This is a genomic window from Bacillus sp. ES1-5 (assembly GCF_022487605.1).
GTDB classification, from domain to species: Bacteria; Bacillota; Bacilli; order Bacillales; family Bacillaceae_G; genus Bacillus_A; species Bacillus_A wiedmannii.
Genome location: NZ_JAKVPU010000001.1, coordinates 881,325 through 905,163, shown reverse-complemented (window position 1 = coordinate 905,163; position 23,839 = coordinate 881,325). Strand labels below are relative to the sequence as shown.

26 protein-coding genes are annotated in these 23,839 nt (G+C 34.3%); 20 read left to right on the top strand and 6 right to left on the bottom strand.

Going from position 1 to position 23,839, the window contains the following annotated elements; genetic code table 11:
- Nucleotides 1-296 precede the first annotated feature (296 nt).
- A complete protein-coding gene (gene namA, locus MKO96_RS04675) occupies nt 297-1,334 on the bottom strand; it encodes an NADPH dehydrogenase NamA (RefSeq protein ID WP_240586832.1) in 1,038 nt (345 codons plus the stop codon).
- Between the two features lie 133 nt (nt 1,335-1,467).
- On the opposite strand from namA, the gene MKO96_RS04670 reads away from it, so the two are divergent.
- From MKO96_RS04670 to MKO96_RS04645, 6 genes are all read left to right on the top strand, one after another.
- Nucleotides 1,468-1,920, top strand: coding sequence for a methylated-DNA--[protein]-cysteine S-methyltransferase (locus MKO96_RS04670; protein ID WP_240586831.1), 453 nt, complete (start codon nt 1,468-1,470; stop codon nt 1,918-1,920).
- Nucleotides 1,921-1,927: 7 nt separating this feature from the next.
- Nucleotides 1,928-2,941, top strand: a complete 1,014-nt coding sequence (locus tag MKO96_RS04665) for a DUF2628 domain-containing protein (protein ID WP_087980880.1) — start codon at nt 1,928-1,930, stop codon at nt 2,939-2,941.
- A 76-nt stretch (nt 2,942-3,017) separates the two neighbouring features.
- A complete protein-coding gene (locus MKO96_RS04660; RefSeq protein ID WP_087980881.1) occupies nt 3,018-4,679 on the top strand; it encodes a peptide ABC transporter substrate-binding protein in 1,662 nt (553 codons plus the stop codon).
- A 60-nt stretch (nt 4,680-4,739) separates the two neighbouring features.
- Nucleotides 4,740-5,156, top strand: a complete 417-nt coding sequence (gene fosB, locus MKO96_RS04655) for a FosBx1 family fosfomycin resistance bacillithiol transferase (RefSeq protein WP_240586830.1) — start codon at nt 4,740-4,742, stop codon at nt 5,154-5,156.
- Nucleotides 5,157-5,167: 11 nt separating this feature from the next.
- Nucleotides 5,168-5,713 carry a short-chain dehydrogenase gene (locus MKO96_RS04650; RefSeq protein ID WP_087980883.1) on the top strand — a complete coding sequence of 182 codons (546 nt, stop codon included), beginning with the start codon at nt 5,168-5,170 and terminating at the stop codon, nt 5,711-5,713.
- Nucleotides 5,714-5,726: 13 nt separating this feature from the next.
- Entirely contained in the window at nt 5,727-6,338 is a 612-nt protein-coding gene (locus MKO96_RS04645) for a phosphoserine phosphatase 1 (protein ID WP_240586829.1), read from the top strand.
- 197 nt (nt 6,339-6,535) lie between these two features.
- On the opposite strand, the gene exsB is transcribed toward MKO96_RS04645, so the two are convergent.
- A complete protein-coding gene (gene exsB / locus MKO96_RS04640) occupies nt 6,536-7,114 on the bottom strand; it encodes an exosporium protein ExsB (protein WP_016088231.1) in 579 nt (192 codons plus the stop codon).
- Nucleotides 7,115-7,295: 181 nt separating this feature from the next.
- Between exsB and cotH the strand changes: the two genes are divergently transcribed.
- From cotH to MKO96_RS04600, 8 genes are all read left to right on the top strand, one after another.
- Entirely contained in the window at nt 7,296-8,372 is a 1,077-nt protein-coding gene (gene cotH / locus MKO96_RS04635; protein WP_240586828.1) for a spore coat protein CotH, read from the top strand.
- 106 nt (nt 8,373-8,478) lie between these two features.
- Nucleotides 8,479-9,096 (top strand): NUDIX hydrolase N-terminal domain-containing protein, encoded by a 618-nt coding sequence (locus MKO96_RS04630; RefSeq protein WP_240586827.1) that lies wholly within the window; start codon nt 8,479-8,481, stop codon nt 9,094-9,096.
- Nucleotides 9,097-9,200: 104 nt separating this feature from the next.
- The gene (uptA, locus tag MKO96_RS04625) at nt 9,201-9,803 is read left to right on the top strand and encodes an undecaprenyl phosphate transporter UptA (protein WP_000881202.1); all 603 of its coding nucleotides are present in this window, start codon (nt 9,201-9,203) and stop codon (nt 9,801-9,803) included.
- Between the two features lie 96 nt (nt 9,804-9,899).
- Nucleotides 9,900-11,279 carry a putative polysaccharide biosynthesis protein gene (locus MKO96_RS04620; RefSeq protein ID WP_087980887.1) on the top strand — a complete coding sequence of 460 codons (1,380 nt, stop codon included), beginning with the start codon at nt 9,900-9,902 and terminating at the stop codon, nt 11,277-11,279.
- A gap of 184 nt (nt 11,280-11,463) precedes the next feature.
- Entirely contained in the window at nt 11,464-12,405 is a 942-nt protein-coding gene (locus tag MKO96_RS04615) for a magnesium transporter CorA family protein (RefSeq protein WP_000932392.1), read from the top strand.
- 198 nt (nt 12,406-12,603) lie between these two features.
- On the top strand, nt 12,604-13,500 hold the full coding sequence (locus tag MKO96_RS04610) for a permease (protein WP_000418724.1): 897 nt from the start codon (nt 12,604-12,606) through the stop codon (nt 13,498-13,500).
- Between the two features lie 3 nt (nt 13,501-13,503).
- Entirely contained in the window at nt 13,504-14,385 is an 882-nt protein-coding gene (locus MKO96_RS04605; protein ID WP_240586826.1) for a TIGR03943 family putative permease subunit, read from the top strand.
- A gap of 195 nt (nt 14,386-14,580) precedes the next feature.
- The gene (locus MKO96_RS04600) at nt 14,581-15,087 is read left to right on the top strand and encodes an acyl-CoA thioesterase (RefSeq protein ID WP_140386802.1); all 507 of its coding nucleotides are present in this window, start codon (nt 14,581-14,583) and stop codon (nt 15,085-15,087) included.
- A gap of 126 nt (nt 15,088-15,213) precedes the next feature.
- Here the strand turns inward: MKO96_RS04600 and MKO96_RS04595 are convergent, their stop codons facing one another.
- Complete coding sequence (locus tag MKO96_RS04595; protein ID WP_000505094.1) at nt 15,214-15,300, bottom strand: YjcZ family sporulation protein; 87 nt, start codon at nt 15,298-15,300, stop codon at nt 15,214-15,216.
- 160 nt (nt 15,301-15,460) lie between these two features.
- On the opposite strand from MKO96_RS04595, the gene cls reads away from it, so the two are divergent.
- The 4 genes from cls to MKO96_RS04575 all read left to right on the top strand — a co-directional run bounded on the left by cls (nt 15,461) and on the right by MKO96_RS04575 (nt 18,225).
- Nucleotides 15,461-16,645 carry a cardiolipin synthase gene (gene cls, locus MKO96_RS04590; RefSeq protein ID WP_240586825.1) on the top strand — a complete coding sequence of 395 codons (1,185 nt, stop codon included), beginning with the start codon at nt 15,461-15,463 and terminating at the stop codon, nt 16,643-16,645.
- A gap of 31 nt (nt 16,646-16,676) precedes the next feature.
- Nucleotides 16,677-17,135: a spore coat protein gene (locus MKO96_RS04585; protein ID WP_087980890.1), complete on the top strand. Its 459-nt coding sequence runs from the start codon at nt 16,677-16,679 to the stop codon at nt 17,133-17,135.
- Nucleotides 17,136-17,323: 188 nt separating this feature from the next.
- Nucleotides 17,324-17,503 carry a hypothetical protein gene (locus MKO96_RS04580; RefSeq protein ID WP_001045960.1) on the top strand — a complete coding sequence of 60 codons (180 nt, stop codon included), beginning with the start codon at nt 17,324-17,326 and terminating at the stop codon, nt 17,501-17,503.
- Nucleotides 17,504-17,604: 101 nt separating this feature from the next.
- Nucleotides 17,605-18,225 carry an NAD(P)-dependent oxidoreductase gene (locus MKO96_RS04575; RefSeq protein WP_098274994.1) on the top strand — a complete coding sequence of 207 codons (621 nt, stop codon included), beginning with the start codon at nt 17,605-17,607 and terminating at the stop codon, nt 18,223-18,225.
- Nucleotides 18,226-18,250: 25 nt separating this feature from the next.
- Here the strand turns inward: MKO96_RS04575 and MKO96_RS04570 are convergent, their stop codons facing one another.
- The 3 genes from MKO96_RS04570 to MKO96_RS04560 form a co-directional block, all read right to left on the bottom strand.
- Nucleotides 18,251-18,733 carry a DUF456 domain-containing protein gene (locus MKO96_RS04570; RefSeq protein WP_076537057.1) on the bottom strand — a complete coding sequence of 161 codons (483 nt, stop codon included), beginning with the start codon at nt 18,731-18,733 and terminating at the stop codon, nt 18,251-18,253.
- A gap of 1 nt (nt 18,734) precedes the next feature.
- Nucleotides 18,735-20,042, bottom strand: a complete 1,308-nt coding sequence (locus MKO96_RS04565) for a hemolysin family protein (RefSeq protein ID WP_087980892.1) — start codon at nt 20,040-20,042, stop codon at nt 18,735-18,737.
- 208 nt (nt 20,043-20,250) lie between these two features.
- Nucleotides 20,251-21,120 carry a hypothetical protein gene (locus tag MKO96_RS04560; RefSeq protein WP_087980893.1) on the bottom strand — a complete coding sequence of 290 codons (870 nt, stop codon included), beginning with the start codon at nt 21,118-21,120 and terminating at the stop codon, nt 20,251-20,253.
- A gap of 257 nt (nt 21,121-21,377) precedes the next feature.
- On the opposite strand from MKO96_RS04560, the gene cbpA reads away from it, so the two are divergent.
- Nucleotides 21,378-22,025 carry a cyclic di-AMP binding protein CbpA gene (cbpA, locus tag MKO96_RS04555; RefSeq protein ID WP_087964277.1) on the top strand — a complete coding sequence of 216 codons (648 nt, stop codon included), beginning with the start codon at nt 21,378-21,380 and terminating at the stop codon, nt 22,023-22,025.
- 436 nt (nt 22,026-22,461) lie between these two features.
- Nucleotides 22,462-23,799: a branched-chain amino acid transport system II carrier protein BrnQ4 gene (brnQ4, locus tag MKO96_RS04550; RefSeq protein ID WP_483298320.1), complete on the top strand. Its 1,338-nt coding sequence runs from the start codon at nt 22,462-22,464 to the stop codon at nt 23,797-23,799.
- Nucleotides 23,800-23,839 lie beyond the last annotated feature (40 nt).

Sequence of the window (23,839 nt, the reverse complement as noted above, 5' to 3'; positions counted from 1 at the left end):
TGATACTTAAAATTGTTGGAGTTATAAACGAAACAAACGAATTAATATGTAGAATACTACTATATCAAAAAACAATTTCTCATGTAATCTGAGAAATTGTTTTTTTTCGTAATCACGATTGTGGAATTCGATTTTTGACCCTGTCGCATATTCAGAACGGGAGATAAATACATAAAAAAATAGGTGTATCAAACAAAATGTTGATCCACCTTAAAACGATATTATGAAATAACATACGTTATCTTATAGTATACTTTTTATTCTTCTAGATTCAGTAGTACATATTATTCTCGGTTTTATTTATTCGTATGGATTTTCCCCGGTGCTCGTTTGTATTGATACGGTTCTTCTAACTCAAAGCTAAGTTCATTGGCGGCTATTCTTGGGAAGTAAGGATTGCGAAGTAACTCACGTCCGATAAAAATTAAATCTGCTTCGTTATTATTTAAAATTTGTTCTGCCTGTACTCCAGTCGTAATCAAACCAACAGCTCCAGTTGCAATGTTAGCATGTTCTTTAATATGTTTAGCATATTGCACTTGATACCCGGGATATACATCGATGTGTGCCGGAACAACAGCTCCAGAACTACAATCAATTAAATCTACTCCTTGTTCTTTCATCCAGTTTGTATATGGAACGTAATCTTGAACCGTTAAACCGTCAGGATGATAATCGTTTGCTGAAATACGAACAAATAACGGTCCGTTCCAAACTTCATTTATTGAGTCAATGATTTCACGTAAGAAACGATAGCGATTTTCAGGTGAACCTCCATATTCATCAGTCCGTTTATTAGAAAGTGGAGAAAGAAATTCATTAATAAGATACCCGTGAGCGCCGTGTATTTCAATAACGTCAAATCCAGCTTGTTTGGATCGAATTGCAGCCTCTTGAAAAGCTAATATGGTCTTTTTTATTTGCTGTATACTCATTTCTACTGGGATTTTCATAGTTTCATTAAACGAAATTGCGGATGGAGCGAGAGCATCCGTTTCTAATTCAGCTTTTCTTCCGGCATGAGCAAGTTGAATGGCGGCTTTTGCGCCGTTATCATGTATAAAAGTTGTCGTTTTATGTAAGCCTTCAATTAGGCTATCATCCCATATACCTAGGTCTTTATTAGAAATTCTTCCTTCAGGTAACACGGCTGTTGCTTCGATCATAACTAAACCAACTTGACCAGCAGCTCTTGTTCCGTAATGAACGTGATGGAAATTAGTTACTTGGCCATCCTCGTTTTCTGATGAATACATGCACATAGGTGACATAACGATCCGGTTTTTTAATGTAACGTCCTTAATTGTATAAGGTGAAAAAAGTTCAGAATTCATCCAATAGCCTCCTAGATTGAATTTTCTTACATTGTATCATTCTTGTTTTTGTTTCCCTAATAAAACGCTTATACGAAAAATTTTGTCTATTCGTGTTACAATAATTAATATAAAGTGAATTGGAGGATGACATATGTACCAGGCTTATTATGAAAGTGAATTAGGCTTGCTGGAAATTACAGCGAACGATAAAGGAATTACGTCTGTTATATTTGTTGATGAGAGACAAGAAGAACATAAAAATGAAATGATAGATCAATGTATAAATGAGCTAGATGAATATTTTAAGGGGAAAAGAAAAGAGTTTACGGTCCCGCTGTCTGCTGAGGGAACAGCATTTCAAAAAAATGTATGGGATGCGCTCTATACTATACCTTATGGCGTAAGTGCTTCATATTTAGATGTTGCAGAGAAGGTCGGAAATACGAAAGCTGTACGAGCGATAGGAGGAGCAAATAGTCGTAATCCAATTTCAATTATCGTTCCGTGTCATCGTGTAATAGGAAAGAGCGGGAAGCTTGTTGGGTATGCGGGCGGTTTATGGAGGAAAGAGTGGTTATTAAAACACGAAGGTATTTTGAAATGACGTATGGATGGGAAGAGGGATTGTTTTGAAATGTATAAATTGTGGGCAACTTTGCGAGGGAGATCAGTTGAATTGTGAAAGTTGCCAGCGGACTTTGCATACTGAACAAGGTGAAGGATGCTCGCTAATAGACAAGGAATTAGAAGTATATGTAGGTAGACAATATCGGTATTACAAAAGGAAATGGGAACTTGAGGATAAGCGGATTGCTAGGTGGAGCTGGAATGGTTGGGCTGCTATTTTCAATGTGGGTTGGCTTGGATATCGTAAGTATTATGTACCTGCAGCATTATTTTTACTGTTATTAGTAGCATGTGATGCGTTTTCTTATTATATGGGCTTCAACGTAGCATTACCAATCATTAATATGGTGCCTCTTACGTTTCTATTACTCGTTTTTATTTTATTTGGAATGGCGATTTTTGCGAATGGATTATATTATCAATTTGCAGAAAGGCGTATATATCGAATAAAAGCACGAGAAATTCAAGATGAATCGGTTGAAAATTATCTCATCCGTGATAGTGGTGGAACGAGTAAAATGGGAGCAACAATCGTTACGATTTTAGCGGTTGCTAGTATCTTTTTCAGTCATTTCTTTTTCCCGACTGATCGAGATATTATTCAAAAAGTTCGTACAAGCTCGCTTTATGAATATCCGTTCTTTTCTATTGGTGAATCGTTTGAAAGTTACTTTAGAAATCCAGGTTGGGTATATTATCGTGGAACGGAAGGATTAGAATTAGTAGAATTCCAAGGGGTTAGTCCTGATATGCCAAGGAAGAAGGTGGAAATCCAATTTGTTGTTGATTATAAATTGGGTGAAATTGAGCCGTACTCACTTACGATTAACGGCGAATCTAAAAATGAGGAAGAATTTTTAAAGATAATGGACGAAATATTTAAAGTTCAAAACCCATTTGATATAGAGGATGGATTACAAGTAAAAGAAATAGAAAAAGAAGTGGATAGAAGAGTTTTCTATCAGCTTCTTTTTTTACTGTACAAAAATAATATTTGAAATAATCTGAATCTTTTGTATAATAATATATATTATACTAGCTTTCATTTATACATATAGATTGGGGGAAGGAAGAATGAAGAGAAAGGTAATAACGATTGCTGCAGTTGCATTATCGACTAGTGTATTAGTTGCTGGTTGCGGAAATGGGGAGAAGGCATCTACAACGAAGAAAGAAGCAGGTAAGGGGGCAGCAGAGAAGCAAGTATTAAACTTACTAGAAACAGCAGAAATTCCTTCAATGGATACATCAAAATCGACAGACTCTGTATCATTCCGTGCCTTTGTAAATGCAATGGAAGGGTTATATCGTTTAGATAAGGATAATAAACCAACTCCAGGTATGGCAAAAGATGTGAAGGTTAGTGAGGATAAAAAGACATATACATTTGAATTACGAGACGCAAAGTGGTCTAATGGTGATTCGGTTCGAGCGCAAGATTTTGTATATGCATGGCAACGTGCATTAGATAAAGCTACGGCTGCTGAGTATGCATTTATTTTATTTGATGTAAAAAATGCACAGAAAGTAAATAAAGGAGAATTACCGTTAGATCAATTAGGAGTGAAAGCGAAGGATGATAAAACGTTAGTAGTAGAATTAGAGCAACCTGCACCATATTTCCTTGAGCTTACTTCATTCCCAACATTTTTCCCTTTAAACGAAAAATATGTGAAAGAACAAGGGGATAAATATGCATTAGAAGCAGATAAACTATTATACAATGGACCATTTACGATGAGTGAATGGAAACATGAAAGAAGTTATCAGTTAAAGAAAAACCCTAATTATTGGGATAAAGATACTGTGAAGTTAGAAGAAATTAATGTAAATATTGTGAAGGAAACGAGCACGGGAGTAAATTTATATGATAGTGATCAAGCGGACCGTGTTATTTTAAGTTCTGAATTTGTTGATAAATATAAAAAGAATAAGCCAGACGAATTTAAAACGAAGTTAGATCCACGTATGTATTTCTTGCGCTTTAACCAGAAAAATGCAACGTTTAAAAATCAAAAAGTTCGTGAAGCGATTGATCTGGCATATGATAAAAAAGGAATTGCAAATGTTATTTTAAATGACGGATCATTACCAGCATATTTCTTAGTACCTGAAAAATTTACGACAGGACCAGATGGGAAAGATTTCCGTTCTGTAAATAAAAATTTCCGTGATAGTAAAGACAATGCAGAAAAAGCAAAAAAATTATGGGAAGAAGCGAAGAAAGAACTTGGCCAAGATACAATTACAGTAGAATTTCTAAATGATGATAACGGTAGCCGTAAAAAAGTGGGCGACTTTATTAAAGAAGAGTTAGAGAAGAATCTACCTGGTATTAAAGTGAATTTGAAACAACAACCATATAAGCAGAAGTTAGAGTTAGAAAAGAAATTTGAATATGAATTCTCATTATCAGCATGGAGTCCGGACTATCCAGATCCAATGACTTATATTGATATGTTTGTTACTGGAAGTTCATTTAATGAAATGGATTATTCTAACCCGAAGTATGATGATTTAGTAGCGAAATCAAAAGGAGAGCTATTAAAAGATGATAAAGCACGCTGGAATGCTCTTGCAGAAGCTGAAAAAATCTTAATTGGTCAAGATGCTGCCATTTCTCCTACGTACCAACAAAGTACGGCTTACTTAGAGAAACCATACGTAAAAGGTATTGCGAATCATACGTTTGGTGGGGACTTCAGTTATAAATGGGCATATATTACAAAGAAATAGTATAATAAAAGATGAGTGAATTTTCGCTCATCTTTTCGTTTGTTTAAGGAGGAGCTACTTTTGTTAAAAGGAATCAATCATCTTTGTTTTTCAGTATCTAATTTAGAACACTCTATTACATTTTACGAAAAAGTGCTAGAAGGAGAATTATTAGTTAAAGGGAGAAAACTTGCATATTTTAATATATGTGGGGTATGGATAGCACTTAATGAAGAAACACATATTCCAAGAAATGAGATTCATCAATCTTATACGCATATTGCGTTTTCTGTAGAACAGAAAGACTTTGAACGTCTACTGCAACGATTAGAAGGAAACGATGTTCATATTTTACAAGGAAGAGAACGGGATGTAAGGGATTGTAAGTCTATATATTTTGTTGATCCTGACGGCCACAAATTTGAGTTTCATTCAGGGACATTGCAAGACCGACTTAATTATTATAGGGAAGATAAACCTCATATGACATTTTACTAAGGGGGAAGAAGTTGCATGCGCTAGTAATTGGTGGAACAGGAATGCTAAAGAGAGTTTCTATGTGGCTTTGTGAGCAAGGATTTCATGTTTCTATTATTGGCCGAGATGAAGTGAAATTAGAAAATGTTAAGCGAGAGAGTGCTGCGCCAGAAAGTATCACATGTCTTCCGTTAGATTATCATAATGATGACGATGTAAAGCTAGCTATTAAAAGCACAATTGTGCAGAATGGCCCAATAACATTAGTTGTCGCATGGGTCCACGCAAGTGCGAAGGATACGTTGTCATTCATTTGTAGAGAAGTGGATTTGTCGTCTGAAACATACAATGTTTTTCATATTTTAGGTAGTAAAGCGTCGCGTATACCCGCACAAAAAATAGGTGGTACGCGATGTAGCTACCATAGAATAATATTAGGTTTTATATTAGAAGATACATACGGGAGATGGCTTACTCATGAAGAAATATCGGATGGGGTAATAAAAGGAATTGAGAGTAAATGTGATGAATGGATTGTAGGACGAGTAGAACCGTGGGAATTGCGGCCAACATGGTAAGGGGGAATGAGAAATGAAGACAACTGTATATGTAACAAGGCACGGTGAGACGGAATGGAATGTAGCGAAACGAATGCAAGGGCGGAAAAATTCTGCTTTAACTGAAAATGGTATGTTACAAGCAAAGCAATTAGGAGACCGAATGAAAGATTTATCTATCCATGCGATCTATAGTAGTCCGAGTGAAAGAACCCTTCATACTGCAGAGTTAATAAAGGGCGATCGTGATATACCGATAATAGCGGATGAGCATTTCTATGAAATTAACATGGGTATATGGGAAGGACAGACAATCGCTGATATAGAAAGGGAATACCCAGATGAAATACAATTGTTTTGGTATGAGCCACATCTTTTTCAGTCAACATCAGGAGAAAATTTTGAGTCTGTTTATAAAAGGGTAATGGATGGGATGCAGCTTCTTTTAGAAAAGCATAAAGGAGAAAGTATATTAATTGTTTCCCATGCGGCAGCGGCAAAACTACTTGTAGGACATTTTGCGGGTATTGAAATAGAAAATGTGTGGGATGATCCATTTATGCATAGTGCTAGTCTAAGTATAATAGAATTTGAAGAAGATAAAGGTGAAGTGAAGCAATTTGCAGATATAAGTCATTTTCAATAAAGTGAAACTTTAATCAGTGGGGGGGTTCTTCATCCCCCACTGATTATTAGTTGAACCAATCGGACTTTTATGGGCAGTTGATCCCCCACCTAACTTCTTTGCTTTCGCTGAATTTTGAGGTGGGGGTCTTACTGCCCATTAAAGCGGAATGAACGTAAAAAAGGCCGCAAAACGGCCTTTTTTTGTAGGCATAAAAACTAGCAATTACGTTTTTTATACCAGAAGTGATCGAATTTCTTGTTTTTGCAAGATGGGAATTTATGTCCACCTTTGCAATCATTCCATTTGTGTCCATTATCGTGACAGTCTCTACCATGATCACATGAATCATCGCACGAGTGACCGTCTCTATGCGGGAAGAATTCGCACTTTTTACAGAAGCTTCGTTTTGTCCAGAAAAATTTCTTTTCAAAGCGTATGCATTTCGTAACGAACGTACAATGTTTCCTACGCGTCACTTTCGTAACTAAAACGCATTCTTTTCTACGCGTTACTTTCGTAACAAACGTCCATTTTTGAACGCGTACACGAGTGCATTTCGTAACAAATGTCCATTTTTTTACATGCGTACATTTTGTAACGAACGTACAATGTTTCACACGAGTACATCTTGTTCTTGGACATTTACCCCCAGTTGTACATTTACATCCCGTTGTACATCGATGATGAGAGAATTTATCATCATCGCACTCAAAAGCACTTGGATCTTGATGTAAAAAATCCTCCATCCCAGCACTTTTGATTTCTTCAACCGCTTTTCTAATATCACGTTTCATAGAAATCCTCCTTATCATGTATTAAAGTGAAAAGGTATTCTTTTTCCTTAACATGATATGAGAGATGAAGTCTTTCTGAACAGGACAAGAGTGTAATTTTATATAAATAGATGATAGCGGATGTATGGACAAGGCAAGGTGCATACATTGAATGAAGAGAACTGAGAAGGGATGAGAAAACATGCTACCTTCATATGATTTTTTTGTTCATCCAATGTACTTAGTGGAATTGAAAAAGGACATTTGGTCAGATAGTCCAGTGCCAGCAAAATTAACTTATGGAAAAAAGAAGTATGACATTGATATCGTATACCGAGGGGCTCATATTCGCGAATTTGAGAAAAAGTCATATCATGTTATGTTTTATAAACCGAAAAAATTTCAAGGTGCGAAAGAAATTCATTTAAATTCTGAGTTTATGGATCCGTCTCTTATACGAAACAAATTATCTTTAGACTTTTTTCATGATATTGGTGTACTTTCGCCAAAATCACAACATGTATTTATAAAAATTAATGGTCAAATTCAAGGTGTATATTTACAGTTAGAATCAGTTGATGAAAACTTTTTGAAAAATAGAGGATTACCAAGTGGTTCTATTTATTATGCAATAGATGATGATGCGAATTTTTCTTTAATGAGTGAGAGAGATAAAGATGTTAAGACCGAGCTCTTTGCGGGTTATGAATTTAAATATTCGAATAAAAATAGTGAAGAACAACTGAGTGAATTTGTATTTCAAGCGAACGCTTTGTCGAGGGAAGCTTATGAAAAAGAAATTGGGAAGTTTCTAAATGTTGATAAATATTTAAGGTGGTTAGCTGGCGTTATTTTCACACAAAACTTTGATGGTTTCGTTCATAACTATGCACTATATCATAACGATGAAACAAATTTATTTGAAGTGATACCGTGGGATTATGATGCAACTTGGGGTCGAGATGTACAAGGGAGACCACTTAATCATGAGTATATTCGCATTCAAGGCTATAACACGTTAAGTGCAAGATTGTTAGATATACCTGTATTTAGAAAGCAATACCGAAGTATTTTGGAAGAAATACTAGAAGAACAATTTACCGTTTCGTTTATGATGCCGAAAGTTGAAAGTTTGTGTGAATCGATTCGTCCATATTTACTACAAGATCCATATATGAAAGAAAAATTAGAAACATTTGATCAAGAAGCTGATATGATCGATGAATATATAAATAAAAGAAGAAAGTATATACAAGACCACTTACATGAATTAGATTAATTTTGAAAGAGATTGGAACATTATCAATCTCTTTTTTTGTATAATAAAGATGTATCAACAAAACTGACTTACTATTCACTTAAAAGAGTATGGGGGATGTGGAAACATGACGGTAAAATGGATTGATTGGGTAAAACAAATACAAGCTATAGCCCAAGCAGGTTTAACGTATTCTAAAGATGTGTATGATATAGAGCGTTTCCAACAATTACGGGATATTTCCATTTCGATGATGTCACATTACACAAAGACAGATTGGGAAATAGTAGAGAAGTTATTTGCAAATGAGACAGGTTATCAAACACCAAAAGTTGATATAAGAGCAGTCGTTTTTCAAAATGAAAAGTTATTATTTGTGAAAGAAAAAAGTGATGGGAAATGGGCATTGCCAGGTGGATGGGCTGATATCGGCTATACGCCAACAGAAGTAGCAGCGAAAGAAGTTATAGAGGAGACGGGTTATGAAGTAGATGATTTTAAACTACTCGCTATATTTGATAAAGAAAAACATCAACCATCGCCTTCAGCAACACACGTATATAAAATTTTTATTAGCTGTAAGATTATTGGTGGCGAAAAGAAAACTAGTATTGAAACAGAAGATGTGGAGTTTTTTGGTGAGAATGAATTGCCTAATTTATCGATTGCTAGAAATACAGAAGAGCAAATTAAAGAAATGTTTGCCTACATGAAAGAACCTCAAAAAGAAACTTTAATAGATTAATTATGCTTATGCCGATAATAATGTTGAAATGAAGATATTGGCAGAATGCGACCTTTATGTAATAATGGGATGGTATGTGAAGAAAAAAGGAGATAGAAAATAAAATGTTAGCAAGCATAATAGATCAGTTATTGCAATTTTTTGCAAGCTTAGGTTACTTTGGAGTAGCGCTAGCTTTAATGATTGAAATTATCCCGAGTGAAATTGTACTTTCGTATGCGGGCTTTTTAGTTGCAGATGGTAAAATTAGCTTTGTCGGTGCAGTTATTGCTGGAACAATCGGTGGTACGTTAGCTCAAATCTTTTTATATTGGCTTGGGTACTATGGAGGACGTCCAGTTGTAGAGAAATATGGGAAATATTTACTTATTAATAAACACCATTTAGACATAGCGGAAGGTTGGTTTAAGCGTTACGGAGCAGGAGTAATCTTTTCTGCACGTTTTATCCCAGTCGTACGTCATGCAATCTCTATTCCAGCAGGATTAGCTAAAATGCCGTTAAAATTATTTACACTGTATACTGTAGTTGCGATTATTCCATGGTCAATACTATTTATATACTTAGGTGAAAAGCTTGGTGGAAATTGGAGACATATTAAAGAGTATGCATCTGATTACACACATTACATAATTATAGGAGCTGTTCTCTTTGTTGCTCTATACTTCGGTTTAAAGTATTTCAAAAAGAAAAAAGCAGCGCGTTAAAGTCAATGATTGTTCATTGGCTTTTTTACTTGTTTCGGTTCTAAAAAAAAAGAGTTGTCCATAACGTATAATAATAAAGCGTAGCGGAGGAATGTGATGAAAGGGTCACCGTTTATACGTGGAACGATATTTTTAACGATGGCAACGATGATATCTAAAATGTTAGGATTTATATATGTTATACCGTTTACAGCAATGGTCGGTACGAGTGGGTACGTTTTATACACGTATGCTTACCGCCCATATACGATTATGCTCAGCATTGCGACGATGGGACTACCACTTGCAGTTTCAAAAATGGTATCAAAATATGATCAACTGAATGATTATCATACAGTTAAGAGAGTACTGAAGAGTGGTATCTTTTTTATGTTAATAATGGGAGTCATCTCATGTTTTGCGCTATATATATTAGCTCCACATTTAGCTAAACTTGTAATCGATGGAAATGATCAAACGGGGAATAGTATAACAGCTGTCACTAATAATATTCAAATTGTAAGTTTTGCGTTAATACTTGTGCCAGTAATGAGTTTATTAAGGGGCTTCTTTCAAGGATTTCAATCGATGGGACCTTCTGCTCTAAGTGTAGTTGTCGAGCAATTTTTTCGGGTCTTAACCATATTAATAGGAAGCTTTGTCGTTTTATATATTTTAAAAGCTTCTGTCTCGCTAGCTGTTGGTATTTCAACGTTCGGTGCTTTTATGGGAGCGATAGGTGGGTTAACAGTTTTAAGTGCGTATTACATAAGGAGGAGAAAGCACTTAAAGAAAAAAGAGATGGCAAGTATACCGCAAACAACGAAATCTTTCTTCTCACTGTATAAGGAGCTCTTTACATATTCAATACCGTTTGTTGTAGTTGGTTTAGCAATTCCGTTGTATCAAACGATTGATACATTTACAATTAATAAACTACTTATACAAATAGGGTATATGCAAGGAGAAGCGGAGAAGATTAATGCAATAATTGGTCTTGTCCAGATGGTTGTACTTATCCCGGTTTCCGTTGCGACTGCTTTTAGTATGTCTCTCGTACCTGAGATGACAAAAGCCTATACAGCAGGGAATGTGAAGTTACTGTACAAACATTTTACGAGGACGAATGTATTAGTAGTAGGTATTACGGTACCAGCGGCGATTGGAATGATGTTGTTAGCAAAACCAGTATATACTCTTTTATTTGGTGCCGGAAATGATCCGGAGATGGGGAGAGTTATTTTACAGTATTATGCTCCTGCCTGTATACTATTTTCGCTTTTTACAGTAACAGCTGCGATGTTACAAGGAATTAATCAACAACAGAAAACAGTGCTAGGATTAGTAATTGGTATTATTGTTAAGATAGTTTTAAATATCGTATTGCTTCCGTATTTCGATTATGTAAGTTTTATTATTTCAACATACGCTGGTTATACGATTTCAGTTGGCTTTAACTTGTGGATGCTTTCTAAATATGTTATAAAGGCAACATAAGCTTTTTAAGGCAGAGAGCACTCTGTCTTTTTCTTTGTTTAGAATATTTTTCTTATAAAAACGTTTTCAAAATAATTTTTCTATTGAAATTTAAACGTATGTTTCATATGCTGAGAATGGCGGTTCAAAAACTGTTATGTAAGAGAGGTAGATTCCTACATGTAAAAAGAATCGGGGTGATAGTATGTTAAATATTTATTTAACAGACCGAAACGGAAAACTACAAGAGGTTGAGGAAATGCAAAAGGGTTGCTGGATTAATGTACTTCATCCAACGGAAGAAGAAATTCAATATCTAGTACAAACTTTAAATGTAGACTTAGATTTCATTAAAGACCCTTTAGATGATGAAGAACGCTCTCGTATTGAAAAGGAAGACAATAATACTTTAATAATCGTGGATATTCCAACAGTTAGACATGATGAAGAAGGAAATTCGATTTATGACACGATTCCAATAGGTATGATTGTAATGCCAGATTGCTTTGTGACAATTTGTTTAGAAGAAAACCCAATTTTTGAACGTTTTATTAATCAACGAATTAAAGAATTTTATACGTTTAAAAAGACACGCTTTGCACTTCAGCTCTTATATACGATTTCTACTTATTATTTAAGATACTTAAAGCAAATTAACAGAAAAACAATCGATTTAGAGCATCAATTAAATAAGTCGATGAAAAATAAAGAGATTTTCACATTGCTAGGCCTTGAAAAAAGTTTAGTTTACTTTACAACATCATTAAAGGCGAATAAAATTGTAATTCAAAAATTAATGCGTAACAGTACATTTTTAAAAATGTATGAAGACGATCAAGATTTATTAGAAGATGTATTAATTGAAAATAAACAGGCTATTGAAATGGCGGAAATATATAGTCACATTTTAAGTGGAATGATGAATACTTTTAGCTCCGTTATATCAAATAATTTAAATAGTGTTATGAAACTGTTAACGTCTATTACAATCATTTTATCATTACCAACGATGGTTTCTAGTTTCTTTGGAATGAACGTAAAGGTTCCGTTTGAAGGGGAAGCACATGGTTTTGTAATTGTACTTATAATATGTGTAACACTATCTTTCACATTAGCATTTGTTTTTTGGAAGAAACGTTACTTTTAACGAGAAGAAAGCTGCTCTAGCATAGTTATGTAACTGCGCTAGAGCAGCTTTTTTGCTATGAAATCCAAAGTTTTGAATAGAATATAACTTATAAAATGTAATGTATATGAACGGACGGGATTCCGTATAAGCCTTGTCCAATTCATAAAATGGGGTTAAAATTACATATTGTTAATGAAAAGTTGGAGGAAATACATCATGGAATTGTTTCAATTACCGAAAGCATTCCTGCAAATGAATACAATCTTTATCTCCATATTGATCGAAGCACTTCCTTTTGTGCTCATTGGTGTATTTATTTCAGGATTCATTCAAATGTTTGTGACAGAGGATATGGTAGCAAAATGGATGCCGAAAAACCGTTTTCTGTCTGTTTTAATGGCTACTTTTTTAGGTATGATGTTTCCAGGTTGTGAATGTGGAATCGTTCCGATCGTAAGACGATTAATCGGAAAAGGGGTTCCGCCATATGCTGGGATTGCATTTATGTTGACTGGGCCAATTATTAATCCGGTCGTATTATTTGCAACTTATGTTGCCTTTGGAAGTAGTATGCACATGGTATGGTATCGTTCTATTGTAGCGATTATCGTAGCAATTATCGTTGGAATTATATTATCATTTATGTTTAAAGAACATCAATTACGAGATGATCACTTCCCAGAAGTGAATCATAAGCGTCCATTACGTAAAAAAATGTGGGATGTATGTACGCATGCTGTTGAGGAATTTTTCTCGATGGGAAAATATTTAGTATTAGGTGCGTTAATTGCAGCGGCAGTTCAAACGTTCGTACAAACTTCAACACTTCTTGCTATAGGACAAGGTCCGTTCTCTTCACCAGCTGTTATGATGGGACTAGCTTACATTTTATCGCTTTGTTCAGAAGCGGATGCATTTATTGCTTCGTCATTCCAAAGTACATTTTCAACAGCATCACTTGTCGCGTTCCTCGTATACGGACCGATGGTGGATATTAAAAATATGTTTATGATGCTTGCAACATTTAAAACGAAATTTGTAATTGTCGTTACAGTTACAGTTACACTTGTTGTTTATGCAAGCTCACTACTCATTTATGCGATGGGGTGGTAGGTTATGTTTCGAGCATATATATTATTAGGTTTTACAATCTTAATCGCGCAGCTTCATATTTCAGGTAATATTACGAAGTATATCAATATGAAGTATGCCTATTTATCAAAAACAGCAGCTATTATTTTAGGTTTTTTAACGGTCGTTCAAATTATTATCGTTTTCCAAAAAGAACATCAAAAAGAAAAAGAAAGAGAAAAAGAACAGCACAATTGTGGTTGCGATCATAGCCATTGCGGGCATGACCATTCAAAAGATGAGAATACATGGTGGAAAAAAACATTTTCGTACACATTGTTTTGTTTTCCGATAGTCTCAGGATTGTTTTTCCCGATTGCAACGTTAGATTCAGATATTGTTAAGGCGAAAGGGTTTCATTTTCCAGTAGCACAAGCAGAAAGTAAAGATCCATTTATGACAAGGCAATTTCTAAGACCTGATACGAGCATTTATTACGGGAAAGAAGGATACCGTGGTGTAATGGAAAAAGGGAAAAAAGAGTTCGTTACGAAAGATAGTATTACTTTAAAAGATGAAGATTTCCTAAAAGGGATGGAAACAATTTATAATTATCCTGGCGAGTTTACTGGGAAAAAATTATCTTTTAAAGGGTTTGTTTTTAAAGATGATTCTTCTAAAAAAGAACAATATTTCTTATTCCGTTTCGGTATTATACATTGTGTAGCGGATTCTGGTGTATATGGTATGTTAGTGAAAAAACCAGAAGGAGTAGAATGGAACAATGATGATTGGATTCAAGTTGAAGGAGAAATATCAACGGAATTTTATCAACCGTTCCATGCGAACATTCCGGTTTTAGAAGTAACGAAATGGAATAAAGTTGAACAGCCGAAAGAACAATATGTATTTAGAGGAGCCGATTGATCACATCGGTTCTTTTTTGTGGACTAAGAGTTCTGAATGTTGTTAATATTAAACGAGTAGTGATAGTAAGTTCATACTGTTCTAATGTTAATGGGAAATGGAACTCTTACCGAACTTCTTTGCTCCAGCCGAATTTTGTGGTGGGAGTTTTAATGTCTGCAAATAGCGGATTAAATAATCAAAGAGGTGATAACAATGACTGAAGTAAAGGGAAAAACAGCTAATGAATCCAGAGTGTTTAAAACGAGCCGAGTATTTCCAACAGATTTAAATGATCATAATACGCTATTTGGTGGAAAAATATTAGCCGAGATGGATATGGTTGCTTCTATCTCAGCAACGAGGCATGCAAGAAAAGAATGTGTCACAGCATCTATGGATTGGGTAGATTTCTTACATCCTGTTCGCTCTTCAGATTGTGTTAGTTATGAATCATTTGTAATTTGGACGGGTAGAACTTCGATGGAAGTATTTGTGAAGGTAGTAGCAGAAGATTTAATTTCAGGTGAGAAGCGTATAGCAGCAACGTCATTTGTTACTTTTGTTGCGCTTAGTAAGGAAAATAATCCAGTTCCAGTGCCGCGAGTAATCCCTGAAACAGAAGAAGAGAAAGAATTACATCGCATTGCTGTGTTACGTGCAGAACAACGCCATATACGTAAGGAAGAGAGTAAGAAAGTAGCTACATTACTAACTTTTTGAGTTGAATATGTAGTCTTTAAAGGTACAATAACAAACGGAAATGTTTTTCATATGAAAAGCGGACACCTAAAAATAGGTGTCCGCTTTTATAGTTTTTTCATCCACAAATCATATGACGATAGCTACTTAGCAGAAGCAAGCAGCACCGACGATGATTAAGAGGATAAATAATACGACTAATAGCGCGAATCCATTACCATGTGCGAAGCCCATTGTTATTTCCTCCTTTTATTTTAAGATACAACATACAATATGCAAATGAGCTATCGTTTGATATGGACATATATCATGTAATGACATATTTTCTTGAATGATAATGTATTAAAAAAGGGAAGATATAGAAATAACAGTAAGTGGAGAAAGGAAAATATCCATGAAACACTTTTTCGTTGTAATCCTTTTTTTTATAGGTGTATTCATATGGATGAATATCGATGTGGAAATGGGGAAAAAAATGGCTAGTGAATATGAATTAGGCCAAGTTCGATTAGGTGAATTTCAACTTTATACGAACGGTGAAGAGTTATATAAGAAATTATTTGAGGATATACATAATGCAGAAAAGTACATATATGTCCATTTTTACATTGTAGGTAAAGATGAAATAAGCCAAGAGTTTTTGCAGTTACTCGAGAACAAGGCATCGAGTGGAGTAGAAGTGAAATTGTCAGTCGATCGAATAGGTGGATATAAGCTGAAGAAAAAGATAATTCGCCAACTAAAAAGCAATGGTGTCCAGTTTACGTTTAGTAAAAAGCTTAAATTACAACGTATATTCTATTCGTTGCATCAACGGAACCATAGACGCATTGTTACGATAGATGGAAAAATATCATATATCGGCGGCTTTAACATTGGAAAGGAGTACCTTGGACAAGATCCGAAATTTGGTCCGTGGCGTGATTATCATGTGCGAGTCAATGGGAATGGTGCTACGGATATGGAAAGAAAATTTGCTGCTGACTGGAAAGAAGATACGGGAGAAAAAATGCCTGTACATAAAAGTCTACCTGCAATTGGGCATGTAAAATATCAATATTTATTTTCAAATGGAAAAGGGTTATGGGAAAAATATGGAGCGCTTTTAAAGCAGGCTAAAAAGTCTTTAATTATTGCTACGCCATATTTTGTACCAAGTAAAGAAATGATGAAAGAGTTGAAAGGTGCATTAAACCGAGGTGTCAATGTGAAAATTCTCGTACCATTTAAAAGCGACGCAGTATTGTTAAAACAAGCTGCCTATCCGTATTTGAGAGAGATGAACCATGCTGGAGCGGAGATTTATCAATATCGGAATGGTTTTTTTCACGGGAAAGTAACAATCATTGATGGAGAAATTGTTGATATAGGTACAGCGAATTTTGATAATAGAAGTTTTTATTTAAATTGTGAATCTAACTGTATCATATATGATACAACAGTTGTTGCTGACGTATGGAACCGATTAAAAGAAGACTTTCATAAATCAAAAAGATTTTCAGAAGAAGACTTTGAGAAAATTAGTAAGTGGGATTGGTTTTTAGCAAGAATAGCAAATGTTATAGCATCATATTTATAACATATAGACAAAAGAGAAGGGAGGCATTTTCATGGATTGTATGAAAGAATTAATGAGGTATAGTTATATGCTTATTTATAAGGTTGGGGAGTATACAGGAGAGGTAAGAGACGAAGAATTAAAAGAGCTATTACAGCATCATTTACCATATATGTTGCAAGCGTATAATGAACAAGTGAATTTTCAAGAAGGAGAGAATGTACAGCATATAACTTGTGAACCAATTTCATCTCATTCTCATGAAATGGAAAAGGAAACTGATAGTAAATATACAGGGGATATCCATATTGCAACTTGTTATATTTCGCATTTAAAACGGTTAGCACTAAAGTTCGCTCAAGTGGCAGTTGAAGTTGCGAATCCAGAATTCCGCTCGTTTTTAGAAAATTGCTTCCTGAAAATGAATCGTTATGCCTATAGTGTATGGCAATATGTTGTGAAGAAAGAGTATAAGATTAAACATGTATATGAAAATGAGAAGTTTGCATAAGAAACTAAGGCGGAAAGATAAGCGCCTTAGTTTTTTATTTTTCATGGAGAAAAAAAGACTAGGTGTACATATCTATTATTAGAAAATTTACAAATATTTACCGTTTATTTACTATTTTTCAATCTTTCCTTTAAAAATAGAGAGTAATATGGGGGTTGTACATATTCTATCTAAAGGAGGAAACGCAAATGAACAAATGGGTTAAATCATTAACTGCTATGGCACTTGCAAGTTCTTTATTAATGGTAGGTTGTAGTAAAGGTGAGGACAAGAAGAAAGAAGACGATACGACAACACAACAAGAAGACAAAAAGGATAAAGAAACAAGTGGAACTGAGAAGTCTACAGATTCTAAAGAAAAGAAATAAAATAATAATAGAGCTTCCTCTTATATATGAGGAAGCTTTTTTGTTGAAAATTGATTAAGATTATTGAAAAATAGAGAAAGAACGAAAGAGGGGGAAAACAAATGAAAGTATGTATATTGGGAGCAACTGGGCGAGTAGGTTCAAACATAATAAAATTAGCATTAAAGGATACAGCTGAAGTGACTGCATTAGCGCGTGATTTAAATAGAATAGAGATAAATCATGAAAGGTTACGAGTTATAGAAGGTAATGTATGGAATGAAAATGATATAAAGAAAGCGATAGAAGGAAGCGATATAGTAATTAGTGCACTTGGAACGGATCAAAATGGGACGTTGGCGAAGAGTATGCCACAAATTATTAAGCAAATGGAAGAAGAAGGAGTTCATAAAATCATTACAATAGGAACAGCTGGTATTTTACAAGCAAGAACAAATCTAAATTTATATCGTTTTCAATCAGCTGAATCAAAAAGGAAAATGACAACAGCAGCAGAAGATCATTTAGCTGCATATAAGATACTTAGTAGTAGTAATTTATGTTGGACGGTCGTTTGTCCGACGCATTTAATAGACGGTGATGTGACAGGAGTGTATCGAACTGAAAAAGATGTATTACCAGAAGGGGGAGCGAAAATAACAGTTGGTGATACAGCGCAATTTACGTGGAATCTGTGTAGTGAAAACAAATATGAGAATAGTCGAGTAGGTATTTCATATTAAAAAAACCATCCCGAAATTGGGATGGTTAAAAGATGATATAACATACAAATATGAGAATCATAATGATTTGGAGAATGGCTTTCGCTACTGTACTGCTTAAAAAACCAACTACAGTAGCAACTCCTACTAGAAAGGCGTCTTTTGGCGCTTTTTTATGCATGAGTTCTGTAATAAATACCGATAAGAACGGTATGATAATTAAACCGAATGGTGGGAAGAAGAAAGAACCGACAATGATAGAAATCATACCGACACGTTCTCCCCATTTAGAACTCCCGTATTTCTTTAAGAAATATCCATTTGCAATAAAATCAGCAACGAAAATAAATAGTGTGAAAATGACTTGAATAATCCAAAAGGAAGTTGTTAGTTCTCCGCCATTTATACCAAAATGGTAAATTAAATATCCAGCCCAGACAGCAAGGATGCCCGGAATGATAGGATAAATAAAGGCGAGAAATGAAACAATGAAACAGGCAATGATACAGATTGTTAATAATACTGTCACTTTATAACTCCTTCTTCGTGTCTAATTTATGTACCGCAATTTTTTTCACTTGATGTCCATCAAGTTCTAGTGCTTTAAATTGAAAACCGGCAAATTCAATGGAATAACCAGCTTCAATATTTAAATCAACTGCTTGAGAAAGGAGCCAGCCTCCAATTGTATCTAAATCGCTATCATCAATATGTAGGCCAAACATATCATTTACTTCAGAAATGAGCACCTTCCCATCTAAAACAGTAAGCTTCGGCGTACGTTTTTCAATCATAGGCGATTCATCCGCATCAAACTCATCTTGAATTTCTCCAATGATTTCTTCAAGAATATCTTCCATTGTTAAAAGTCCAGCAGTACCACCATATTCATCCATAACGATTGCCATCTGAACGCGATTCTTTTGTAGATGTACTAATGTTTTACGAATTGGAACAGTTTCAAATACAGTTAGTACTGGATGTATGTAAGATTCAAGTGGTTTATGAATGTTTTTCGTTTGATCGTGAAATATTTCTTTCGTATTGATCATACCGATAATATCATCTTTATCTTTTTCGATGATCGGATAGCGTGTATACTTTTCAGTTGCGACGATATCCATATTTTCTTCTAACGTATTTTCAGTAGATAAGCAAATCATTTCTGTACGAGGGACCATAATTTCTTTCGCGACCCGGTCGTCAAATTCAAAAATATTATTTACATATTTATATTCGGTTTGGTTTATTTCGCCGCTTTTGAAACTTTCACCTAAAATGAGTCGTAGTTCCTCTTCAGAATGGGCAAGTTCATTTTCTTTCGCAGGCTCTAAACCGAGTAGTTTTGTGAAAAAGATTGCCGTACTATTAAGTAGCCAAATGAATGGATACATAATTTTATCAAATAAAATAAGTGGCCGTGCAAACTTAAGTGTGATTGCTTCTGCTTTTTGAATGGCGAAAGACTTTGGAACCAACTCACCTAATACAACGTGGAAAAATGTAATAAAACTAAAAGCAATAATAAAGGATAAAGTATTCGCCATTGTTCCAGTAATATTAATCTTTTCAAAGAGCGGTCGTAGTAAATGTTCCACAGTAGGTTCACCGAGCCAACCAAGCCCTAAAGAAGTAATCGTAATCCCGAGCTGACAAGCTGATAAATAAACATCTAAATTAGATAGGACACTTCTTGCAGCTAAAGCTTGTTTATCGCCTTCGTTTGCAAGTTGGTCAATTCGACTTTTTCGTACTTTTACAACAGCGAATTCTGATGCAACGAAAAAGCCGGAAATAAGGATGAGTACAAAGATGAGAAAAATATTTAATATGTCCAAGTGTGTTCTCTATTCCGTAGTTTGGAATAAAGATGTCACCTCCTGCAATTATGTTATACTTTTATAATAAATCCAAACGAAAAGAATAGTCAAAGAAAAAGGGTAAATATTGGTACGTTTCTGCAATAGTTTTTGAATTTGCTGTTATTTTGTCCGCTATACAAAAGGAATAACCCCCTACTTTCAGATTATAGAGGGTTATTTAAAATTAAGGTTTTGGAATACTTCTCGTTAAAGCGTATGATTGTTGTTTAACATGATTTGTCGTCCATAGTGTTTGAAGGAAAGAGAGTATGCAATACGGGATATACAAAAGTAATAAGCTAATTGTAACAATAACAGGTGCATTTCCGCCGAACTGAACGATAAATTGCAATAGTCCGCTTGCATGAAAAACGCATTCCATAATAAGGAATGAAAGAATAATGGAACCTAAAATAGATTTATGATTCGAAGTAAGTGCTAAAAACAATGTATCTACAAGGAAAGAAGATTGTTTTATTTCATATTCATTTGTGTTACTTAAGAAAGGAACCCACTTTTTTATTGCTTGCATAACGATAATCATGGAAGTACTACAAACGATGATAAAAGATGAGTAGTAAGGAAGCTTTATCAATTTTGCGATGTATAGGAGTAGTAATAAGACTGAACATTGTAATAATACAGTACAAAAAGAGTACGGTATCCATTTTAATAAAGAAGTGAACTTCTTAACAGATTGAGGTGCTTTAAAAAATAAATGGCCGATCCCTAAACTGATAAAGAATCCGATCGCGAGAGTAAAAGTAAAACGAACAATCGATAAAAAATATATTTCCCATATGTAAGGGAATAACGGTGTTGAATGATTAGAAGTATGAACCATTTGATTTGCCGAGAAAAAGATAGATTCGTGCATCCAATCAATCTTTGGAATTGTCATAGAAGAAAGCTGTGCGAAGTTATGAAAAATGCTTATAAAGCCAGTTAAGTATGAGTATTTATGTGTAATGAATAATGCAGGAATAGGACTAATGATAAATATAATGAGAACACCAACTATAAATTTATATATATGTGAGCGCAATAAAGACATGTAATCACCTACTCTTAGAATATTCAGAAAATTATTATTCTTATTTTAGCTTTTTTCGGCGTAAGTTACAATATATTTTCTTAAAGAAGTTTAGAGAGAATGTTTGATATAGTAGCGGGACACAGGTGAATGAAACGTGAATAAATTATGACAATAAAATGAACAATTTTCAGAAAAATAAAATAAATCATTTATTTTTTTCTGAAAATATAATATAGTTATGGCACAGAAAGTATTTTAACATAAGGAGGCTGTTTATGAGGATTAAAGGGAATTATGTGCCGAAAAGGGAAGTTTTATTTTGCTCAAGTTCAATTACGATAGGGGAAGCGCTAGAGCATTTAAATAAAACTGGCTATCGTTGTGTACCAGTTTTAGATGAAAAAAAAGAGAAATATTTAGGTAATATATATAAAGTAGATATTTTAGAATATAAAGGTTCGCTGGAAGAGAGTGTATTACAATTATTAAACGATAAAGAAGGATATGTCAGAGAAGATTCTTCGTTCTTTAAAGTGTTTTTTACAATAAAAAAATTACCTTATTTATCAGTAGTTGATGAAAAAGGAGTCTTTCTTGGAATTTTAACGCATAAAAAAGTTTTTGAGTTATTAGAAGATGCTTGGGGCGTTCATTCTAGTAAATATTCTGTCATGATTGGGACGCAAGATTATAATGGGGCAATTCAAAAATTATCGACAGTATTAAAAAAATATACAGGTATCCAAAGTTTAATGACTTTTGATAATGATGCCTTATTAGTTCGTAGAATTATGTTTACATTAGGAGAAGAGTTTAACGACGGTGAATTAGAGACGTTATTGAAAGATTTAGAAGATCATGGATTTAGAGTGGTGTATGTGGAAGAGATGAAAAATCCACGTGAAGTTGAAACAATAGAATAACATACAAAAGCCATCTAATTATGTTGGATGGCTTTTGTTATGTTACGAGTATAAAATTATTTGAAAATAACGATAGGATAAAAGTTGAGATTGTAACAATATTTGTGTGAAAGAATAAAAAATGTAGATAATTTTGATTTTCAAAAAAATCAATTTGAAAATATGTTTTTATTTTTCAACTAAATATGTTACTATATGTGTGATAAAAACAAAGAGGTCTGACAACTATACTCCACGCAATACCACTCTAATGAGTTAAAAATTCAAAAAAATCAAAAATTAATAGTTAGAGTAAGAATAAGGGGAATGGAGAAATTATGGAGAAAGACACTGCTTTGTAAGGGGCATATTTTATCATCTTGAGCAGAGAGGAGGATGCATAGCATATTGTGAAAATAGAGAAAAACAATGAAAAAGTGCTATGCAAATGAAAAGTATGAAGGGACGTTTAGGGCCAGGTGATACGGTAGCAATTGGTTTAATGTTATTTGCACTATTTTTAGGAGCAGGAAATTTAATTTTCCCACCAGTTTTAGGGCAACAAGCTGGAGAGAATGTTTGGATTGCTACAATTGGATTCCTAGTAACGGGAGTCGGATTACCCCTATTAGCTGTAACAGCTGTCGCGTTTGTAGAGGGGGACTTGAAAGCGCTATCTTCTAGAGTTCACCCTGTATTTGCGTTTATTTTCCCATTGATTAGTTATTTAGCGATTGGACCATTTTTCGCGATTCCGCGTACGGGAGCCGTTTCATTTGAAATGGGTATGAAGCCGTTTTTATCAGAGGCAATGGTTTCAGAATGGTATATGCTATTTCTATTCACAATAGTTTTCTTCGGAATAACGTGGTATTTATCATTAAATCCATCTAAATTAGTGGATTGGTTCGGGAAATTTCTTACACCATTGTTAGTGTTGATTGTTGCTGTTATTGTCGGAAAGGCAATTATTGATCCGATTGGAGAACCAGCTGCACCGCTAGCGGCATACAAAGAAAATGCTTTCTTTGGTGGATTTATTCAAGGGTATTTAACGATGGATGCAATTAGTGCGCTTGTATTTGGAATTGTCGTTGTACAAGTTATCCGCTCTAAAGGGATAAAAGAGAGTAGTGAAGTTGCAAAAATAACAGTAGTATCAGGTATTATTGCTGTACTTGGTTTAACGTTAATCTATTTATCACTTGCTTATCTTGGTTCAACAAGTACATCACTTGGTGTATCAGAGAATGGTGGACTTATTTTAACGAATGTTGTAAATGAGTTATATGGAACAAGTGGTAAAATTTTATTAGGGCTTGTTATTATACTTGCTTGTTTAACAACTTCTGTTGGATTAACATCAGCTTGTGCTGGCTTCTTTACAAATATATTCCCAAAACTTTCGCATAAAACGATTGTAACGATGGTATGTGTGTTTAGTTTAATTGTATCTAACCTAGGTTTAACACAATTAATTGCAGTCACTTTACCAGTGTTAATGATCATTTATCCAGTTGCAATCGTATTAATCGTACTTTCTTACTTCCATAAATGGATAGGGAAGCGTAATACCATTTATATTGGAGCTATTTTAGGTGCATTGTTAATTAGTTTCTTTAACGGTTTAGAAAGTGCGAACATTCAAATTGACGCGATTTCTAACATATTACAAATGCTACCATTATATAAAGAAGGAATAGGATGGTTAATCCCATCATGTATTGGCGGGATTCTCGGTTTCTTCTTCTATAAATCAAATGAATCAAGTGAATTACAAAAGAAAGGTGCTTAGGCGCCTTTCTTTTTTTAAAAGGTGATTTTTGCATTTTGTC

Bases quoted from the DNA above. Each gene is read 5' to 3' on its own strand.
- namA (WP_240586832.1), bottom strand. From the start codon at position 1,334: ATGAATTCTGAACTTTTTTCACCTTATACAATTAAGGACGTTACATTA.
- MKO96_RS04615 (WP_000932392.1), top strand. From the start codon at position 11,464: ATGTTAAATATTTATTTAACAGACCGAAACGGAAAACTACAAGAGGTT.
- MKO96_RS04620 (WP_087980887.1), top strand. From the start codon at position 9,900: ATGAAAGGGTCACCGTTTATACGTGGAACGATATTTTTAACGATGGCA.
- MKO96_RS04610 (WP_000418724.1), top strand. From the start codon at position 12,604: ATGGAATTGTTTCAATTACCGAAAGCATTCCTGCAAATGAATACAATC.
- MKO96_RS04580 (WP_001045960.1), top strand. From the start codon at position 17,324: ATGAACAAATGGGTTAAATCATTAACTGCTATGGCACTTGCAAGTTCT.
- cls (WP_240586825.1), top strand. From the start codon at position 15,461: ATGAAACACTTTTTCGTTGTAATCCTTTTTTTTATAGGTGTATTCATA.
- MKO96_RS04600 (WP_140386802.1), top strand. From the start codon at position 14,581: ATGACTGAAGTAAAGGGAAAAACAGCTAATGAATCCAGAGTGTTTAAA.
- MKO96_RS04585 (WP_087980890.1), top strand. From the start codon at position 16,677: ATGGATTGTATGAAAGAATTAATGAGGTATAGTTATATGCTTATTTAT.
- MKO96_RS04670 (WP_240586831.1), top strand. From the start codon at position 1,468: ATGTACCAGGCTTATTATGAAAGTGAATTAGGCTTGCTGGAAATTACA.
- MKO96_RS04630 (WP_240586827.1), top strand. From the start codon at position 8,479: ATGACGGTAAAATGGATTGATTGGGTAAAACAAATACAAGCTATAGCC.
- MKO96_RS04605 (WP_240586826.1), top strand. From the start codon at position 13,504: ATGTTTCGAGCATATATATTATTAGGTTTTACAATCTTAATCGCGCAG.
- MKO96_RS04575 (WP_098274994.1), top strand. From the start codon at position 17,605: ATGAAAGTATGTATATTGGGAGCAACTGGGCGAGTAGGTTCAAACATA.
- cbpA (WP_087964277.1), top strand. From the start codon at position 21,378: ATGAGGATTAAAGGGAATTATGTGCCGAAAAGGGAAGTTTTATTTTGC.
- exsB (WP_016088231.1), bottom strand. From the start codon at position 7,114: ATGAAACGTGATATTAGAAAAGCGGTTGAAGAAATCAAAAGTGCTGGG.
- MKO96_RS04645 (WP_240586829.1), top strand. From the start codon at position 5,727: ATGAAGACAACTGTATATGTAACAAGGCACGGTGAGACGGAATGGAAT.
- brnQ4 (WP_483298320.1), top strand. From the start codon at position 22,462: ATGAAGGGACGTTTAGGGCCAGGTGATACGGTAGCAATTGGTTTAATG.
- cotH (WP_240586828.1), top strand. From the start codon at position 7,296: ATGCTACCTTCATATGATTTTTTTGTTCATCCAATGTACTTAGTGGAA.
- MKO96_RS04665 (WP_087980880.1), top strand. From the start codon at position 1,928: ATGGGAAGAGGGATTGTTTTGAAATGTATAAATTGTGGGCAACTTTGC.
- MKO96_RS04595 (WP_000505094.1), bottom strand. From the start codon at position 15,300: ATGGGCTTCGCACATGGTAATGGATTCGCGCTATTAGTCGTATTATTT.
- MKO96_RS04560 (WP_087980893.1), bottom strand. From the start codon at position 21,120: ATGTCTTTATTGCGCTCACATATATATAAATTTATAGTTGGTGTTCTC.
- MKO96_RS04660 (WP_087980881.1), top strand. From the start codon at position 3,018: ATGAAGAGAAAGGTAATAACGATTGCTGCAGTTGCATTATCGACTAGT.
- uptA (WP_000881202.1), top strand. From the start codon at position 9,201: ATGTTAGCAAGCATAATAGATCAGTTATTGCAATTTTTTGCAAGCTTA.